This is a genomic window from Serratia sp. PAMC26656 (genome assembly GCF_016469055.2).
In the GTDB taxonomy this organism is placed as follows: domain Bacteria; phylum Pseudomonadota; class Gammaproteobacteria; order Enterobacterales; family Enterobacteriaceae; genus Serratia; species Serratia plymuthica.
Map to the genome: position 1 here is coordinate 1,896,581 of NZ_CP150486.1, position 16,694 is coordinate 1,913,274.

The 16,694-nt window shown below is 50.1% G+C and carries 18 protein-coding genes and 1 tRNA gene; 4 read left to right on the top strand and 15 right to left on the bottom strand.

Translation table 11 applies throughout. From position 1 onward, the window contains the following. Position 1 precedes the first annotated feature (1 nt). Together JEM67_RS09540 and JEM67_RS09545 are read right to left on the bottom strand one after the other, a co-directional pair. Positions 2-460: a methylglyoxal synthase gene (locus tag JEM67_RS09540; RefSeq protein WP_013812338.1), complete on the bottom strand. Its 459-nt coding sequence runs from the start codon at positions 458-460 to the stop codon at positions 2-4. Between the two features lie 122 nt (positions 461-582). Further along, complete coding sequence (locus JEM67_RS09545) at positions 583-1,254, bottom strand: DUF2057 family protein (RefSeq protein ID WP_199635120.1); 672 nt, start codon at positions 1,252-1,254, stop codon at positions 583-585. 265 nt (positions 1,255-1,519) lie between these two features. Between JEM67_RS09545 and JEM67_RS09550 the strand changes: the two genes are divergently transcribed. Next, on the top strand, positions 1,520-1,933 hold the full coding sequence (locus JEM67_RS09550) for a CoA-binding protein (protein WP_199635119.1): 414 nt from the start codon (positions 1,520-1,522) through the stop codon (positions 1,931-1,933). A gap of 64 nt (positions 1,934-1,997) precedes the next feature. Here JEM67_RS09550 and hspQ read toward each other — a convergent pair whose 3' ends face one another. Continuing rightward, complete coding sequence (gene hspQ, locus JEM67_RS09555) at positions 1,998-2,315, bottom strand: heat shock protein HspQ (protein ID WP_004942817.1); 318 nt, start codon at positions 2,313-2,315, stop codon at positions 1,998-2,000. Positions 2,316-2,376: 61 nt separating this feature from the next. After that, a complete protein-coding gene (rlmI, locus tag JEM67_RS09560; RefSeq protein ID WP_199635118.1) occupies positions 2,377-3,561 on the bottom strand; it encodes a 23S rRNA (cytosine(1962)-C(5))-methyltransferase RlmI in 1,185 nt (394 codons plus the stop codon). Between the two features lie 134 nt (positions 3,562-3,695). Here rlmI and JEM67_RS09565 point away from each other — a divergent pair, with 134 nt between their 5' ends. Then, a complete protein-coding gene (locus tag JEM67_RS09565; RefSeq protein ID WP_370576137.1) occupies positions 3,696-3,878 on the top strand; it encodes a tail fiber assembly protein in 183 nt (60 codons plus the stop codon). A 53-nt stretch (positions 3,879-3,931) separates the two neighbouring features. On the opposite strand, the gene JEM67_RS09570 is transcribed toward JEM67_RS09565, so the two are convergent. From JEM67_RS09570 to JEM67_RS09580, 3 genes are all read right to left on the bottom strand, one after another. Then, entirely contained in the window at positions 3,932-5,827 is a 1,896-nt protein-coding gene (locus tag JEM67_RS09570) for a hypothetical protein (protein ID WP_233527587.1), read from the bottom strand. Between the two features lie 115 nt (positions 5,828-5,942). Further along, on the bottom strand, positions 5,943-6,917 hold the full coding sequence (locus tag JEM67_RS09575; protein ID WP_370576136.1) for a glycosyltransferase family 2 protein: 975 nt from the start codon (positions 6,915-6,917) through the stop codon (positions 5,943-5,945). Positions 6,918-6,928: 11 nt separating this feature from the next. Continuing rightward, positions 6,929-7,213 (bottom strand): GtrA family protein, encoded by a 285-nt coding sequence (locus JEM67_RS09580; protein WP_233527605.1) that lies wholly within the window; start codon positions 7,211-7,213, stop codon positions 6,929-6,931. An 828-nt stretch (positions 7,214-8,041) separates the two neighbouring features. Between JEM67_RS09580 and yccX the strand changes: the two genes are divergently transcribed. Continuing rightward, positions 8,042-8,320, top strand: a complete 279-nt coding sequence (gene yccX, locus JEM67_RS09585; RefSeq protein WP_199635114.1) for an acylphosphatase — start codon at positions 8,042-8,044, stop codon at positions 8,318-8,320. A gap of 3 nt (positions 8,321-8,323) precedes the next feature. On the opposite strand, the gene tusE is transcribed toward yccX, so the two are convergent. Both tusE and yccA read right to left on the bottom strand, forming a co-directional pair. Next, complete coding sequence (tusE, locus tag JEM67_RS09590; protein WP_004942823.1) at positions 8,324-8,653, bottom strand: sulfurtransferase TusE; 330 nt, start codon at positions 8,651-8,653, stop codon at positions 8,324-8,326. Positions 8,654-8,764: 111 nt separating this feature from the next. Next, entirely contained in the window at positions 8,765-9,424 is a 660-nt protein-coding gene (gene yccA, locus JEM67_RS09595; RefSeq protein ID WP_004942825.1) for an FtsH protease modulator YccA, read from the bottom strand. Between the two features lie 228 nt (positions 9,425-9,652). On the opposite strand from yccA, the gene JEM67_RS09600 reads away from it, so the two are divergent. Next, positions 9,653-9,740: transfer RNA gene (locus tag JEM67_RS09600), tRNA-Ser, on the top strand. Positions 9,741-10,141: 401 nt separating this feature from the next. Here the strand turns inward: JEM67_RS09600 and JEM67_RS09605 are convergent. Genes JEM67_RS09605 through JEM67_RS09630 form a run of 6 tightly spaced genes read right to left on the bottom strand, consistent with a single transcriptional unit; the run spans position 10,142 to position 16,691 of the window. Further along, on the bottom strand, positions 10,142-10,870 hold the full coding sequence (locus tag JEM67_RS09605; RefSeq protein ID WP_013812343.1) for a DUF1295 domain-containing protein: 729 nt from the start codon (positions 10,868-10,870) through the stop codon (positions 10,142-10,144). Positions 10,871-10,888: 18 nt separating this feature from the next. Beyond that, positions 10,889-11,968 carry a prodigiosin biosynthesis protein PigM gene (locus JEM67_RS09610; protein ID WP_233527586.1) on the bottom strand — a complete coding sequence of 360 codons (1,080 nt, stop codon included), beginning with the start codon at positions 11,966-11,968 and terminating at the stop codon, positions 10,889-10,891. Then, the gene (locus JEM67_RS09615; protein ID WP_370576134.1) at positions 11,958-12,617 is read right to left on the bottom strand and encodes a 4'-phosphopantetheinyl transferase superfamily protein; all 660 of its coding nucleotides are present in this window, start codon (positions 12,615-12,617) and stop codon (positions 11,958-11,960) included. Before JEM67_RS09615 ends, JEM67_RS09610 begins: the two co-directional genes overlap by 11 nt. Beyond that, complete coding sequence (locus tag JEM67_RS09620; RefSeq protein ID WP_013812346.1) at positions 12,586-12,900, bottom strand: RedY; 315 nt, start codon at positions 12,898-12,900, stop codon at positions 12,586-12,588. Before JEM67_RS09620 ends, JEM67_RS09615 begins: the two co-directional genes overlap by 32 nt. Before the next feature lie 12 nt (positions 12,901-12,912). Then, positions 12,913-15,225: a polyketide synthase gene (locus tag JEM67_RS09625; RefSeq protein WP_199635113.1), complete on the bottom strand. Its 2,313-nt coding sequence runs from the start codon at positions 15,223-15,225 to the stop codon at positions 12,913-12,915. Further along, the gene (locus tag JEM67_RS09630) at positions 15,222-16,691 is read right to left on the bottom strand and encodes a D-alanine--poly(phosphoribitol) ligase (protein WP_199635112.1); all 1,470 of its coding nucleotides are present in this window, start codon (positions 16,689-16,691) and stop codon (positions 15,222-15,224) included. The genes JEM67_RS09625 and JEM67_RS09630 overlap by 4 nt, the downstream gene beginning before the upstream one ends. Positions 16,692-16,694: the final 3 nt, after the last annotated feature.

Consider the following 16,694-nt stretch of genomic DNA (forward strand, 5'->3'; position numbering starts at 1 on the left):
ACTACTTCAGGCGATCCTGCAAATAACGTTGATAATCCGGAATGGCGATTTCCACTTCGTTTTTAAACAGCGAGGAATCGATCAGGAAATCTGCGGTGGAGCGGTTGGTGGCGACGGGAATATTCCATACTGTCGCCAGGCGCAGCAGGGCTTTTACATCCGGATCGTGTGGTACCGCATTCAGCGGATCCCAGAAGAAAATAAGCATATCGATCTTGCCTTCCGCAATCAATGCGCCGACCTGCTGGTCGCCGCCCATCGGGCCGCTCAGCATGCTTTGTACCGGAATGCCTGTAGCCCGTTGAATCAGGTTGCCGGTAGTGCCGGTGGCGTAAAGCTGGTGCTGTTCCAGGACGGACTTATTGTCTTCAACCCATTTGAGCAGGGCTTGCTTGCGATGATCGTGCGCCACCAGCGCAATGTGTTTGCGCGCGGCGATAGTGCGGGTGGTAAATTCCATCTCGATGTCCTTCGCTAATCGGGGGGATGTGCGACAGATTACTGAAACTGTTTTTCACTGCCTAGCGTTTACACCGGAAAATGCGAAGAAAGCGCGCCTTTGCGTAAAAGACGCCGATCATTTTAATGGGTGGGTTGTTTATTGGCCCACTGCAGGAAGCGTTTCTGGGTGTCTTTATCCGCTTGCTGAAACCAATATTGCAGCATTTGTTCGGAAACGTTCTCACCCTTCAACGTCACCGTGGGGGAGCTTAACGCTACGTTGCCCAGCGGGGAGGACGACGCGCCGGTACGAACCTGCGCAAAGGACGGCACCGAGGCCGGGCGATTCTGGCTGTTGTAATCTGCCATCAGTTTTTCCAGATCAACATTGAGCGTCACGCCATCGGGGTGCAGCACGTCGTGTCTCATCGCCAGCGCGTTACCTTTCTTATCGATAACCTGATAATTAAGCGTTTTATCAAATCTCTGGCCATCACGCACATTCTCAATGCGCGGCAACTCGATGGCTACGGAGCTGACATTCTGCGTATTGAAGGTGGCGATAAGCGGTGGTGAGGCATAGGCCGTTACCTCATGCTGGCCCGAACGAACGGGCTTGACGACTTTAAACAGCAACTGATGTTGCCCTCCATCCAGCTCCAGGCTGTCGGCGCCTTTTAACAACGATCCCGTCATTTTCTTGCCGTCGACCACGAGCAGGTCGATATCAGGGGAGAGTCTCAGGGTCGTAGCTACGGCAGGCATACTGATACTGACACTGAGCAGCCCCGCAACCATCAGACCAAATTTCATCGTTATCTCCTTATAAGTGGCATCGTTATTAGTGTTGAACACGCCATGGATTGTGTCAAAGTTTTTCAGAATCGCTCTATTGCTTACAAATATACACATTTGTATTCATTTTGACATCATTCGCCAAGTGCAAGTGAATGTTAGCAGCGACAGCATCAGACCGCAAAAGTGGCAGGGAGTTTCCGGGGGCTTGCGTTTAGCCGATTCAAGGTCAATGAGTTACACTCAACATAGGGAAGTCCCTGTCAACTTTTGGGAGCGGAAAATGCAAGACAACGAGATTGCCAGCCTGCTGCAACAGATGAAAACCATTGCGTTGGTGGGTGCCAGTGATAATCCGGCGCGCGCCAGCTTTGGTGTGATGGCCTATTTGCTTTCGCAGGGGTATCAGGTAACACCGGTTAGCCCCAAACTGGCGGGGCAGACGCTGCTGGGTCAGCAGGTTTATGCAAAGCTGGCGGACATTCCGCATTCGATTGATATGGTTGACGTATTCCGTAATTCAGAGGCTGCATACGCGGTGGCTCAAGAGGCTATTGCCATCGGTGCCAAGGCGTTGTGGCTGCAAATCGGTGTGATTAATGAACAGGCGGAGACATTGGCAAACGAAGCGGGGCTTAAGGTGGTGATGGATCGTTGCCCTAAAATCGAAATCCCGCGTTTGGGCCTTGAGCGCTGAGTAAAATAAAAGCCTGGCATAGTGCCAGGCTTTTAAGGCGAGTTTCTCAGGCCATGGTTACGCGTCAGTTGCGCAGACGTGGTGCTTGTAACTGGTGACGGATGGATTCCGCCAGTTCATCCAGCGAGGGTTGTTCGGGGTGGGCGTCCTGGGCTTCGCCATCCAGCTGCGCTTCCGCCAGATAAGTGTGTACAGGTTGGCCTTCTTCGTCTTCCATCACCACGTGGTACCAAGGGGCGAACCGCAGATCGGTATTCGCCGCTATCTCATCAGCTTTGGGCTGCTCGAGGGAGTATTCAGGGTCAATATCGATAATCACCCCCAAATACCCCAGCAACTTATGTCTAACCTGTTGTCCGATACCGAATTTGCTGGCAATCATGATGACCTCCTGAGAAACAGTGCTTTGCTCTCTATATGAGGGCAAAGCAGCGTATTTCAAGTTACATCACCCGGCACGCAAAGCCTTTCAAGTATAACCCTTCAGGATAAGTTGCGATAACCGGATGATCGGCAGCCTGACGGTACTGCTCTATAAATTGTACATCACGCCCGGCATCTACAGCGGCGTCGGCCAAAATTTTCTGGAATAAATCGGTAGGCATCAGGCCGGAGCAGGAGAAGCTGAGCAAAATGCCGCCCGGATTCAGCAACTGCAACGCCAGCATATTGATATCTTTATAGCCGCGACAGGCGCTGGCCAGTTGGTTTTTGTTTTCGACGAACTTCGGCGGATCCATGATGATCAGGTCGAATTTTTCACCTTGCGTGCGGTAGGCGCGTAGCAACTGGAACACATCATCGCGTACAAACTCCGCTTTGCTCAGGTCCAACTGATTCAGTTCGACGTTCTGTTTAGCGATATCCAACGCTGCCTGTGATGTATCTACGCTGATCACCTGTGAACAGCCGCCCATCAGGGCCGAAACGGCGAAGGCGCCAGTGTAGGAGAAGCAGTTGAGTACGCGGCGGTCGGCAGAGTAATTACGTGCAGCCAGGCGACTGTCGCGCTGATCGAGGTAAAAACCGGTCTTGTGGCCTTGTTGGATATCCACCAACAGCTTCATGCCATGCTCGGTAATGGGCAGCAGAGCAGGGGGAAGATCGCCCAGCACCGGCCCCTGAGCCAACGGCAAACCTTCTTTTTTGCGCACCGCTACGTCTGAACGATCGTAGATTGCACATTCCGGATAGCAATGCTGCAAGGCGCTAATCAGCGCCGCGCGTTGGTATTCGGCGCCGGCGGACAGCAATTGCAGGACCAGGAAATTCTGGAAGCGATCGATGGTCACGCCTGGCATACCGTCAGATTCGCCGGCAATCAGACGATAGCCGTCCAATCCATCACGTTTCGCTACCCAATCACGCCAGTTTTGTGCCTGTTGTAAACGGCGAATGAAGAAATCGATGTTAATCTCTTCGTCCTGCTGGAAGGTCCAGACACGGGCGCGGATTTGGGACTCCGGCGAGTAGGCGCCGCGCGCCAACCATTTGCCCTGGGCGTCGTGAATATCAATGGTTTCGCCGGAAAGCGCTTTACCCTCAATACGTTGAACGGCACCGGAGAATACCCACGGGTGGCGACGAAGTAAGGACTTTTCACGTCCTTTGGCGAGATATAGGTGCATTTTTAAACTTCTTTATAATCAATTTGTTAGGTGACTAAGGTCATTGTTAGTCAAAATAAGTTCATAATCATAACTGAATATCATCCCATTCACTACCGCGCGAGTCCTGATAACGGGCCGTCATTTCCGCCGATTTGTGGCCGAGAAGATGTTGTGCAAACTCCCCGCCGCGCTCATCGGTATGCCGCCGGGCGGACAAGCTGCGGGCGACGGGAGAGGAAAAAGAATCCATTATAGAATGGAGAAAATATCGAATAGCATTAAGTAGGATTGATGTGTCAGCTGCACCAAATGTTTACTGGCCAAGTGAACCATAAAATATAACTATCGTAACCTGACATACCCCCCCTTTTTGGGGGGGGCGATGCATTTATTCTGCGGTTATTTTGATAGAATCACACGCGGAGTTTCCGTGCTTGTAAATTTCAATGGTAGACTCTGCACCTAAATATTTTTCAATATCAATGGTTCCAGTGTTGCCATTTTTAATATATATACTACTGGTTTCCCCTTTATTGTTGCTTATTTTTATGTTAACACCATCAGCATTGCTGCAAGTCGTGTTGAAAGAGTCAAAAACTAGCACGCTAATTCCAGTTAGTATCCATTTTGCTGTGGTGGGGGTGTTTTCTCCAGGGTGAGCATCTATTTTACCATCCTCGGAGATTGTAAACTTACCCGAAACATCACCATCAATTACATTTGCCGAAAGAAATGAATAATAAAGTCCGTGTCCATAAATTTCTTTCCATTGAGGGTAATGCTCGAAGAAAAGTGAGAAAAGGTTTTTAATCTCTTTATCTGTATAAGGCCGAGTTCGCTCATAAATATATGCGGTTACTCCACCTGATAGTTTATACCCCACGCCAATCTTCCTAAAAGCAGAACCAATTCCGCGACCTGAAAGTATTTCATTTGTCGGTATGGTGACCACTCTTTGTCCATCCGGCGACAGGTGTGTTTGTACCGGATCCGCTACAACGAAATATTTTGAAAGTAAAGACTCGACATTAATACCATCTCTGAGATCAACTTGGGAGGCGTAAGCTATTTTTTCAGTTAATTTTCGGTAGGATATGGTGTTTATCATGTCGTCATTAAGTACGGAGCTTGAGCTAAGTATCGTGACTTTATCATTTCCTTGCGTGAGCGTTTCAATGTTTCTGACGAGTTCAATGTAGTTATTGAAATTATCAACATGCATAGGCAGAGATTTGATTGGAAAGAACTTACCAAATGGTTGATATTGATTTTCGCTAAAGAGCGATGCGTAATTAATGAACACACATGAAACAATGACAATGCCGAACACTGAATATTGATAAGTTTTGTTATTTGTGAGCTGCAATAATGTTTTTAATCCAAAAACAGCGATTATTAAGGCCCAAAGAGCGAAGGGTAGGCAATGCTGTACGCCGGGACTTTGCGTTCTCGTAAACAAAAAGAAACTAAAGATTAAGTTGAAGGCAGAAAATATGACAATGAACTTACCATTTCTGTCCTTCCTCCAAAAAACAGATAGTAATCCAATGATAATAATGGGTAATAAATACAAGCCTATATGGTTGTAAAGGCGCTCAATTGAATAAGCCAAAGAAGACTGATAAGCAGAATATATGGTGGCATAGTCAGTTTCGATTATTCTTCTAATTAATGCCCCTTGAAATATCAAGGTGAGCAATACGGAGAAAATCCCAGCTGCAAAAAAATTCTTTATAGTGATTATCACTCGCCCAAAACTATGCTTGGCGTTATTGTAGATGAAATAATTAAGCATAGGTAGTGATAAATATAATGATACAACCGTATACGCGTACCATCTTCTCAATAGGAATGGAGACCACAAAAGTAACCCGGTCACAAGAGCCTTTTTGATTCTAACCTTATCACCGAGATCATTGTTTGAAACATATAAGAGTGCTGCAATGATGGGAATTAACCCTGATATATCAGGGTACCCTTTAATGGTGGGTGCCCAGAATGCTACAAAGGTTAAAGGTAAGATACAAGTGAGTAACAACCATCCTAAGGAGATGTTGTCAGAAAAGCGTTTACACAGTAAGTGGAAGAGTATTACTGTGGGAAAAAGATACATGACAGTTAATGAAATTATATAAGACAACCGTGATGGTAAATCAAAAAGATAGAGCCATGATGTGAGTGCGACAGGCAGTGAATTATAGTCATCATGCCTAACAGAGTGAAATACCGTTCGTATTGAGTTGATAGGCTCATTAGGGAATGTGACGCAAAATTCTTCCCACATCCTCCAGTATCCGTTGAAGTCCCAATAGTAAATATTTTGTTCATGAGATATAAATACGCTGGTCTGGATAATTATTGCCAACAAAACGAATAATAATAAAATAAACAATGGAAGCTTATTGTATTTCATTTTCATCACCCGTTCTCTCTTCGATAAAGAATTTTGGCCTATTCTTACTTTCCATATAAATTTTACCAATGTACTCACCAATAATACCCAAGGAAAGCATCTGGACGCCACCAAGGAAGAAAATGGCAATCATGACAGAAGTCCATCCTGCAACAGTGTTCCCTTGCAATTTCTCAATGACTGCATAGATCGCGGCTATTGAAGATAGTAAGCATGTGACAATCCCTGCCACGGCGATCATGCGTAATGGGGTAATTGTTAGGGATGTTATTCCTTCTAGCGCCAGAGAAATCATTTTTTTTAAAGGATATTTTGACTCGCCAGCTACTCTCTCGTCTCTACTATAATAAATATTAGAAGATTTGTAGCCAAGTAAGGGGATCAGACCTCTTAAATATACATTTTGCTCTTTAAATTTATTTAAGGCGCCAAGCGCAGTACGGCTTAAAAGCCTGAAGTCGGCGTGATTAGGAACTTGGTTAACACCTAGTTTAGCCATTAACGAATAAAACTTATTTGCCGTCATTCTTTTGAATGCTGAGTCACTGTCTCTGTTGTTTCGCACGCCATATACAATTTCAAATCCTTCATTGTATTTGTCAATCATTTTCTCTATACAGCCAATATCATCTTGCAAGTCCGCATCAATACTTACAGTTACGTCTGTATCTGCATTTGATAAACCAGCCATCAGTGCTATTTGGTGGCCTCGGTTTCTTGATAGTTTCAGACCGCGAACGAAGGGGCTTTTCCTGGATGCAGACTGAATTTGCCACCAAGTATTGTCTTTGCTGCCATCATCTACAAAAAGAACATGGCTTTTTCCGCTGATCTTCCCTTTTTTAATAAGGGCGGATAATACTGTAGTCAGCCCATCGAGACAATAAGGAAATGCGTCCTTTTCATTGTAGCATGGTACGACAATCGCCAATGATGGTGTTTTTGATATCATAATATCCATATTAACTCCGTTCATTTCATTGACCAAAATTTATTAAAAATAAATCCGGTTACTGTGTAAAAACACATTCCTATAAATTGCGCAGTATAAGCATTCTCAGGCATGAATATTAAAAATACCTTCATTGCCATTAGGTTGAAAATGTAACAAATACCACATGCTGATATAAATTTTATGAATCTCATTAAACTCAACGAAGTTGAGAACGTGAACTTTACATTCATAATGAAACTGAAAAGAATACCCGCGATGTAACCAGTGGCATTGGAAGGGTATATGCCAATGCCGAACTGCATCAGGCTAAAGATAACCGTAGCCGTCAAAGCTGTGTTCGCCAAACCAACGAAGACATACTTAACAGCTTGTAGTTTAGTACTGTTTAGCACCAATGACTCCCTTCAACTAATTGAAATTTAATGATTTTGTTATGGTGAACTTGGTTTTTTTGCGCAAACCATCAAAATCCATAGGAAATATCCTTAAAATTTAGAGTGATATCATATCATTTGAATAAAAATCAAAAAAGACCTTAAACTAAAAGTGCCATTTTTTACGCTTGATTGAGCCAAGGTTGAAGGTTAACCAAAGTGTGATTCTGATGTAAAAAGGTGACGTTGTTCAGGCATCAACTCACTATTGAGACGGTATGTTTTTTGGGCGTCGACGAAGGGGCAATATGGAACTGAATGAAGAATGAGCACTATTCATAGCTAACGAGATCGGGGCCGCGATGATTGAGCTGATCACCAATGGCATGGATGTGAACCGTCCCAATATCACAGACTACTTGGAGTTGAGGCGGAAGACCGTGGGAACACGCTTTACAAAGGTGTGCTGAGAGATGCGGTTGCTTTGGTGCGGGAGAAATAGTTAAACGCTAGGTCATTATTACAGGTAAGTTATTATTTTTAATGGCCAGTAATGTTGCGGTTTGTCGTTTCTGTTGTGCTTTTTTGAGCTTAACTTTGGTTAATTGATTGACTAACATTAGTTAATTGTCACTTCCTTCGGCGAGATACAGGCGTCCGGTCATAATTAAGAATGCTGCCAGCTAGGTAAAAAAAGTGACATTGCCGTGCGGCGCACAGGCAATACCATAAACGAAAGTTGATAAGGAGCGGATTATGACACAAGTTTGCATTGCTGCGTATGTCTATGGCGTGGTGCAAGGGGTGGGGTTTCGCTATAACGCCCAGCATCAGGCGACGGCGTTGGGGTTAAGCGGTTATGCGCGCAATCTTGACGACGGCAGCGTAGAAGTGGTGGCCTGCGGCGAGCAACCGCAGGTGGATAAGCTGGTGGAATGGCTGAAGAACGGTGGCCCGCGCAGTGCACGTGTCGATCGCGTTTTGGTCGAACCCCGCGGCACGGCCGATTACCCAGGTTTCAGCATTCGTTATTAGCGTTCAGATGCATTTTACCGGTTTTGGCAGGCCGGCGATTTTGGTTGCCTGTTTGGCCGGGCCTTTTGGAAACAGGCGATAGAGATAACGACTGTTGCCTTTCTCCTCACCGTATTTCTGCGCCATAGCTTTCACCAGCATACGGATCGCCGGTGATGTATTAAATTCCTGGTAAAAGTTGCGCACAAAGCGCACCACTTCCCAATGCGCCTCGCTCAGTGTTATTTCTTCCTGTGCGGCCAGCAGCGGGGCCAGGCCCTCATGCCAGTCTGCGCTGTTTTTCAGGTAACCTTGCGCATCAGTTTCAATAATCTGGCCTTCAAACTCCAACATACTGCCTCGATAACGAATGATTCAGAACGGCCGCCAGTTTAACAAATTTTTGGTTGTCGCAAAAAACAAAACCCCGCCGAGGCGGGGTTTTAGCGTTTACCGAGCGTTCAATCAGTTGCTGCGCGCGAAGCCCAGAATGCTTAACAGGCTGATGAACATGTTGTACAGCGATACGTACAGGCTGACGGTAGCACGGATGTAGTTGGTCTCGCCGCCATGGATGATATTGCTGGTTTCCCACAGGATTGCACCGGCGGAGAACAGGATAAACAGCGCACTGATCGCCAGATGCAGGGCAGGAATTTGCAGGAACAGGTTAGCGATTACCGCAACCAGCAGCACCACAAAGCCAGCCATCATCATCCCGGACAGGAATGACATGTCCTTGCGCGTGGTCAGCACATAAGCCGAACAGCAGAAGAACACCACGGCGGTGCCACCCAGTGCCAGCATGATCAGGTCGCCGGCCCCGGTATTAATGAACGAACTGAGGATTGGGCCCAGTGCGTAACCCATAAAACCGGTCAGCGCGAACGCCGCCAGAATGCCTGCCGGGCTGTTCGCCAGTTTGTGGGTCAGGAACATCAGGCCATAGAACCCGACCAGCATCAGCAACAGGCCCGGAGCCGGAAGCCCCAGCATAGTGCTGGCGGTCGCGGTCAGCGCGGAGAACGCCAGCGTTAACGAAAGCAGGAAGTAGGTATTGCGCAGAACTTTATGCGTGCTGAGCAACGAGTCGCGCGAGGAGGATGAGACGACAATACGGTCCATAATGATCTCTCTTATCAGGTCATCACAAAATTAGTTCCGATGATAGGCAGCGCAAGCGTTTGATTAAAGTTTGTTTACCAATCTTTACCGTTAGTTATCATTGCTGCAACCCTGAGCTGCCGTTGGCGGTTTCTTCAACGTTTGCTCGCCGAATGCTGTTTTTTCGTTCGGTTGAACGGCAATGGGCTTTACAAGCCGATTGGCTCTGTTTATAGTTCGGCTCGTTGCGGAGGGGTGGCCGAGTGGCTGAAGGCAACGGTCTTGAAAACCGTCGACGGGAAACCGTTCCAGAGTTCGAATCTCTGCTCCTCCGCCATATATTTTGACCCCGCGCTCTTTGAGCGTGGGGTTTTTGTTTTATGGACTTTCAGTATGCTGCCCAGTATGGCATGGGCCATTGGCTTCATGCGTGTACATTATCCTATGTTGCGCTGAGATCTTCACTTTTTACCCCTATCTTCCCTCGCTGGCTTTGCACCAAAATAGCCGTCATTACCCGCTAGCCATACGTCGGTGGATAATGAATATGAGATATCGTCATAATCGTGATGCCGACACTTGCGGATAATGCCGCGCCAGACTCTCGTTTATCCTGTCAACCCGCGCCAGTCACTTGACTATGGTCGCGGTTAACGCCGGCTGTCTAAAGTTGGCCTTATGACCGAAGGTATCAGAAGAGGGGTGGCCAACCCCCGGTCTGCCGTTGGGGTGCGGTAGCTAAAAGATGAACGGAATAAAACATTTTACTTTGCGTTTATATTCGAGCCAGGCGTCACCATAACGCTGCTCGGCCATCTTTTCGCTTTTAGGGATCGCATCGGCAAAATACTGAATCAGATTGGTCAGTGGCGCGATGATGCCAAATACATTGCCAGCCAGCAGCCCAAAGCTGGTGAAAATCAAAAAGTCACCGAAGTAATTAGGGTGCCGTGCCGTTGCCCAAAAGCCGGTGTCGAGAATTTTCCCCTTATTGCTTGGGTCCTGTTTGAAACGTCGCTTTTGGTAATCACTACCGAAATGATATAGGGTGCCGAGACAATAAACACCGATGGCCAGCCATTGCAGTGTTCCCAATGGCCCTTGTAATTGACTGGCCCAGTAAAAGGGCAGGCAATATAACCAACCGAAGATATTGACCATCATTACCGCTAATAGCGGTACCTGTCGAATGGGCATCACGTTCTTGAGTTTCGACGCGGCAGTATTATCATACCAGCGAGTGAGTACGATATTCATGCGCAGCAGGTAAATTACAATAAATATTATAATCAGTGCTTTATGCGATATATCGCCCTCACCAAAGTAGCAATATACCAGCGCGACCGGGCCCATTGAGTTAAACCCCCATAAGAACATGGGCCGGGTATCCTGCGCTTTTTGGCTGGTGACAAAGGCCAGTACTGACAAGGTGAGCAATACCACTACCAGAGTAATCCAAACATCCATTTTATACTCCTTTTTAGGTTAAAATTTGCTGACATCGGCCTTGGTTTCAGCGGCCGAATGTTGATGTGATACGGTTAAAATACTTTGCCAACTGCGCCTGGGAGTGGCTGCGCCAGATTGTTGCAAATGACCAAAGCGTGCGAAAAAAACGGCTGGGTTGACCAGCGCCAGCGTATCGGACAGGGCATGCCGTGCACTGGCGTGTTGCACCAGCACGCTGATCGGATGCAGGCCCCATCCCCATGAGTGTAAAGTCAGCCATAGCTGACCCAGCGTCATGCCGGCGATAAACAGGTGTTCGTCACTTTCATCCTGCAGGCTCATTGCCAGGTATTGCGGCCCTTCGCCCACCTGTTTTGCCAACCCTTTCGCCATCATGGCGGGCAATTGCAAACGTGTGGCCAGCGGGGTCAGTTTCGGGTGAAAGGCGATCCGGAAAACGCACTTGAACAGGTTGGAGACCGGGCCAAACAGGTTATGCAGATAGAAACCATCCTCGGTGTACTGACGTTCATTAAACCGAATGAACTGATAGGTTTCTTGCCAAGCCTGATGATGAGAGAAATCAAGAGACGCATATCGAGTGGTAAGGTGGGCGACGGCATGGCGCACCGGCTCACCCTGGTAGAAGTGAAGGGTGACCGGGGAGCCGTCGAATAAAGTGTGTAGGCATGCCTGCTGTATTGGATTCACCTGCGTTGGCTGATAAGGCGCCCTGACGGTGCGCCGTTCTGTAATCGCTTTGGCTAATTGTGAGTAAGCATTGATATCGGCGGTGATAGGCATCGCCGGTGTAAAGGAGATCAATCCCCCAACAGGATCATCCCGATGCGTACCTTCCCACCGCCAGTCAAGCGGGTAACCGGCGTGTTTTAGCAGAGTGCTGACATACTCGAAGAAAAGGCCACAGCTCATCAGCATTTCTCGCTCCAGTGAGGGTAATCCTTTGAGCGCGCGTGGTCGGTCGATGGTGACCCAACCTTGTTGAGTATCGGCATGGTAGCGGACTGACCATGGCTGGCAGTTATGCGAAGAGGGCGCCAGTCGGGCTATATCAACGCCGTTTTGCAATGCCTGCTCAAATGCGTCATTTCTCATGGCGATAGATCCCCCGTGAGCAAGAGATAACGTCAATGTCGGTATCAGGCATGGCAATCGTCCCGGTTGGAAAGCACAGTGCGCACACCCATTCCAAGCTGTACCACAACCAGAACTGCCTGCGTTCGAGCCGGGCTGATAAGGTGGAAACCTGCGACTGTTGCCAGTCGATATGGATATCCCGCAATGGGTAAGGCAAGCCTTGCCCGTGACTTTTTAAAAAAGCTTCGCGAATAGCCCAGGCCGCAGAGGTTTGCACATATCCCAGGGCGTGTTCATCGACAGTAAAGGCCAGACGCCGCGCGGTGGCGCTAAATGTCCGATACTGTTGCAGATCAATGCCCACTGCAGCATTGCTGGTCGCTCCCGCATACCAGGAGTGCGAATGGCTGACGGACACCTGTCGCCATCCCAGCAAGGGATGTTCGCCAATCGGTTGGCCAGAAGCATGATGACGCAGTATGAACCCCGTTGTGCACCAGACCTGATCCAACAGCGCCAGGGTCAGTTCACGGGCATTTTGTTTCACCCGCCGTTGACGATACAACCTCGGTTCTTTTGCATCGGCAGCAGCGTGTGCAACAGCAATGACGACGCGGGACGGCATTCCGCCACTATTACAGCCGATAGCCATCAGCAATCCGCTCACCGGTAATTTCGTTAACGACTTCAGCCAACTGATTAAACCGGTTGACCAGACTGTGGAACAGCGGTGTTTGCATCTGTTGCTCAAAGCGTTGCAACGAATTCAGGTGAATAATCTCGATAAAATGAAATTGGGCATCCGCGCTCTGACTGATCTCAATAACCTCGAAAGCCTGTACGGCACTCAGTTGTTTGCAGGCTGCATAATCGCTGGTTTCCACCCAGTCGCGAAAAGCGCCTCGTTGGGCGATGTCTTTCAGTCGAATTTTATGGATGATGACGTGCATAGGGGCCGCCTTTTATGATGATTGGTTGATGACCATATGGTAGTTGATGCCGCCGGTGCCAAAGGCGTTGATCGCCGCCTGGCGCTCTCCCTCATCCGGCTGGGGCCAGGGCATTGCCTGCTGCGGAATCTCTGCGGGGATATCGTCCAGTGGCAAATGGCTGTTCAGCTCAGAGACGGGCGTCGGGGGAATTTGCCCATGTTCGAGACCGCTTAACACTTTGCATAGACTCAGCGCCCCGGCACCGGCAAAACAGTGTCCAAAGTTGTACTTCACCGATCCCAGATATAACGGGACATCAGCAGCGCGGCGATAGCTCCCTTGCAGGGACTGTAGCTCGGATTTGTCGCCCAGATCGGTGCCTGTACCGTGAGCCTCAAGATATTGCACCCTCTGGGCATTGATCTCGGCCAAACCCAAGGTTTTCGCGATCGCCAGCGCCTGCCCCTGAGGTGAAGGGGCGGTCATGGAATGGCTGTCACAGGAGCCAGATATCGCCTCAACGGTGGCGATGGCCTGGGGTGATGGGTGATGGGTCAGAATGAAAAAACCGCCGCCATCGCCAGGGGTAAATCCATCAGCGTTTTTTGCGAACGGGCGCATACGTGTGGCGGAAAGCATCATTTGCGCGCTACACAAAACCAGATCCCGCTCCAGTGTCGCGGTTTCGATCCCGCCGACCAGCACGGCATCATAACGGCCCGCCTGCAATGCTCTAACCGCATCGTGCAAAGCGGCCAATGAACTGGCGCAGGCGGCTTCCACCGCATAACAGTCGGCGTTGACCCCGAGAGACTGAGCCAAAAGCTGTGCCGTGCCGATACCGCAGGCACCATACCAGCTCCAGACGGTAAGCTCAGGCTGAACCGGCAGGGAGATCGCCACTGCTGAGTGCGGCAGATCGGGCCACAAGGCCGTCGTCGCCAACAGACGGTCGGCGCTCAACGACAGGTTGCTGGCGACCACAATGGCGATGCGTTCGAATTGGCGTACCTTATCGGACCATAAATGACAGCCGTTCAGTGCGTATAACTGCGTGACATCCAGCCGCAGTTTCTTGGCGGGCATCATCGGCTTGTTGAGGCTGACATCATGTGGACGGTGTGTCGGGAAACTCATTGCCCGCTGAATATAAGTGCTCAGTTTTTGTGGTGTGGCACGCAGGAACGCGTCGGGATGAAGTTGCTCCGCACTCTGTGTCCGTAAAGCATCGTCTCCGGTAACCAGCGTTTGCCAAAAACGGTCCTTGTCCAACCCCTGTGCGGTCACCGGTTGATAATCAACGATCGCCACGCGATCCTGCACGGCAGGGGAAAATGAGTGGGTTTGCGTCACGCTGATCTGCCAGCTGCGCCCGGTAAAGGATCGTCCCCCGCAATGCTGGCGCTGATTCAGCACCATCTCGACAATCTGACTGAAAACCTGGTTGGCACCGGAAAAATAGCGAGGAGGCGGGAACTGCATTTCGTTTTGCCCTTGTCCGCCCGGCAAGGTTATCAAATCACCCAACAGCGTGATCACCGGCCATCCCTGTTCACTGGCTACTCTCTGCGGGCAAACGACCAGACTGATGGCGCCTTCCTGCCAACAGACCTGCTGAGAGACACCTTGTTCAAGTAACATGTATGCCTGCGGACGGTGGTGGAAACATTGCACGGACGTCAATACAGCCATTCGACTGTCATGATAGCGAAAGCAGTCCTGAGCTAATTGCAGTAAGCGCAAGCCGCCCAGATCGGCACCATCGAGAGTCTGGCATTTGCCGCGCGTCTGCGAAAAGTGTGCAATGCGAGCCGGAATGCTGGAGGCCATTTCGCCCACCCGATCATGAGACGAGCTGCCGAATGTTTGGGCCAACTGCTGCTTATAATCATCGATACGGCGCATCACCTGCGCGGGCGGGAGGCCCTGCGCCCTGAGCTGTTCGGCTAACACCCGCAGCGCGCTGATTTTGGTTGTATTGCGATAGGCGGCATCACTGCCTAAATGTGTTGCGCAGAACTGATCGCAATGGTCACGCAGTGTCGTCGGCAGCGACAATGTTCGCAGGGCGTCTTCAGCCGCTCGCAGCGCCAGACGCGTTTCCCGACTGACCGCCAGCTTGAACAACGGAGGAATAGAGAATTTTTTGAAATCAAATGCCGTATCGTTCACCAGTCGCCCCTGGATCGGTCGAGCGGCTTCACTCCACGGCAAGAGGGAGGCGGATTCATAGCCGGCTTCCCATTGGGCGGGAGTGAGCAAATCATCAAATCGTGCAATGTCGGGCAACGCGCAGCCAATGCCGACCAGAGCCAGTGGCGCGGTGCGGTTGTTCTGGCTCATCGGGCAGTCACCTCTGCCAGACGCTTGCGATCCACCTTACCATTGGCATTCATCGGCAGGCTGTCGGTGATGACCAGTGCGTTGGGGATCATGTAAGGGGGAAGGCGAGGTTGCAGGAACTGTTTTAGTTCCAGCAGGCCCGGTTGTGCGGTGCCGGCATGGATGCTGACGACCATGACCAGTTTTTGTTTCAGTTCCCCATGTTCGACATATAAAGCGGCTTGACTGATGGCGGGATGGTGATGGAGTACCGACTCGATTTCGCCCAGCTCCACCCGATACCCATTAATTTTTATCATGTCATCTACGCGGCCACGAAAAATCAGACCTTCTCGTGTCGTTTCGACCCAATCGCCGGTTGCATGACACCGTTGCGAGTGTAACTCGATCTGGCGGGCCACCCTGACATTGCTGTAACCCGGAGTGACGCATGGCCCGCTGATCAGCAGTTCACCGCAGATCCCCAGCGCGTGATCGAGCGGATAGCGGTGACCGCTTTCGTCCTCCAGTTGTGCACTAAGTCCTGTCAGTGGGTAGCCTATGGGAATGTGTTCCAGCCGGTTCAATAGCGGCCGATCTATGGTGTAGGCGGTGCACACATTGGTTTCCGTCGGGCCGTACCAATTGCTGATCCGACACTGGGGCGGCAAACAGGGCAACAGCCGGTTCAACGCGGCGACCGGGTAAGGCTCTCCGGCAAAAGTGACTTGCCGCAGTGACTGAGTGACGCCTTGATCCAACAGCAAGCTTTTTTCCAACATCACCAGAATGGAGGGGACGCTGTACCACACCGATATGCCATGGGTTTGCAAACCCTGGGTAATGGCCTGGCAGTCCTTCTGTTCTTGTTCGCGAATGATCCAGGTTGCGGCGCCGACGCTGACACCGGCAAACAGATCAAAGGTGCTCAGGTCAAAGGCAAAACTCGCGTGGTTGGCCAGAACATCCTGCGCCGTTAGCTGAGTGTCCGCTATGGCCCATTGGATAAAAAAAGTCAGCATTTCGTGGCTGATTTGCACCCCTTTCGGGGTGCCTGTTGAACCGGAGGTATATAAAATGGCGGCAATAGGATTGGCGAATCTGTCGTTCTCCGGCTGCCACTGCGTCTCGGTGTCTGAGGGGAGCGCCGCCAACCAGGCCTCATCGATAACCAGCGCGGGTTCAGCTGCGGCAATGATACGTTCAATCCGTGCCGCAGGCTGGCTATAGTCAATAGGAACATAGTGGTTACCACTGATCCAGGTGGCATATATCGCGGCAACGGTGTCCAGACTTTTCGGCAGCTTGAGCAAGATGGCCTGCCCCGATAGCCCTTGTTGGCGCAGGGTGGCGGCGATAATCTGAGCGCGCGCGCTCAGCTGCCGAAAATGCCATCGTTGCTCGCCGCACAGCAATGCCGTGCGCTCAGGGGTCTGCCGTGCGTGCTCCTGCAACCGGCCCAACACCCAAGGTGTGAAGGTTGTCATTCC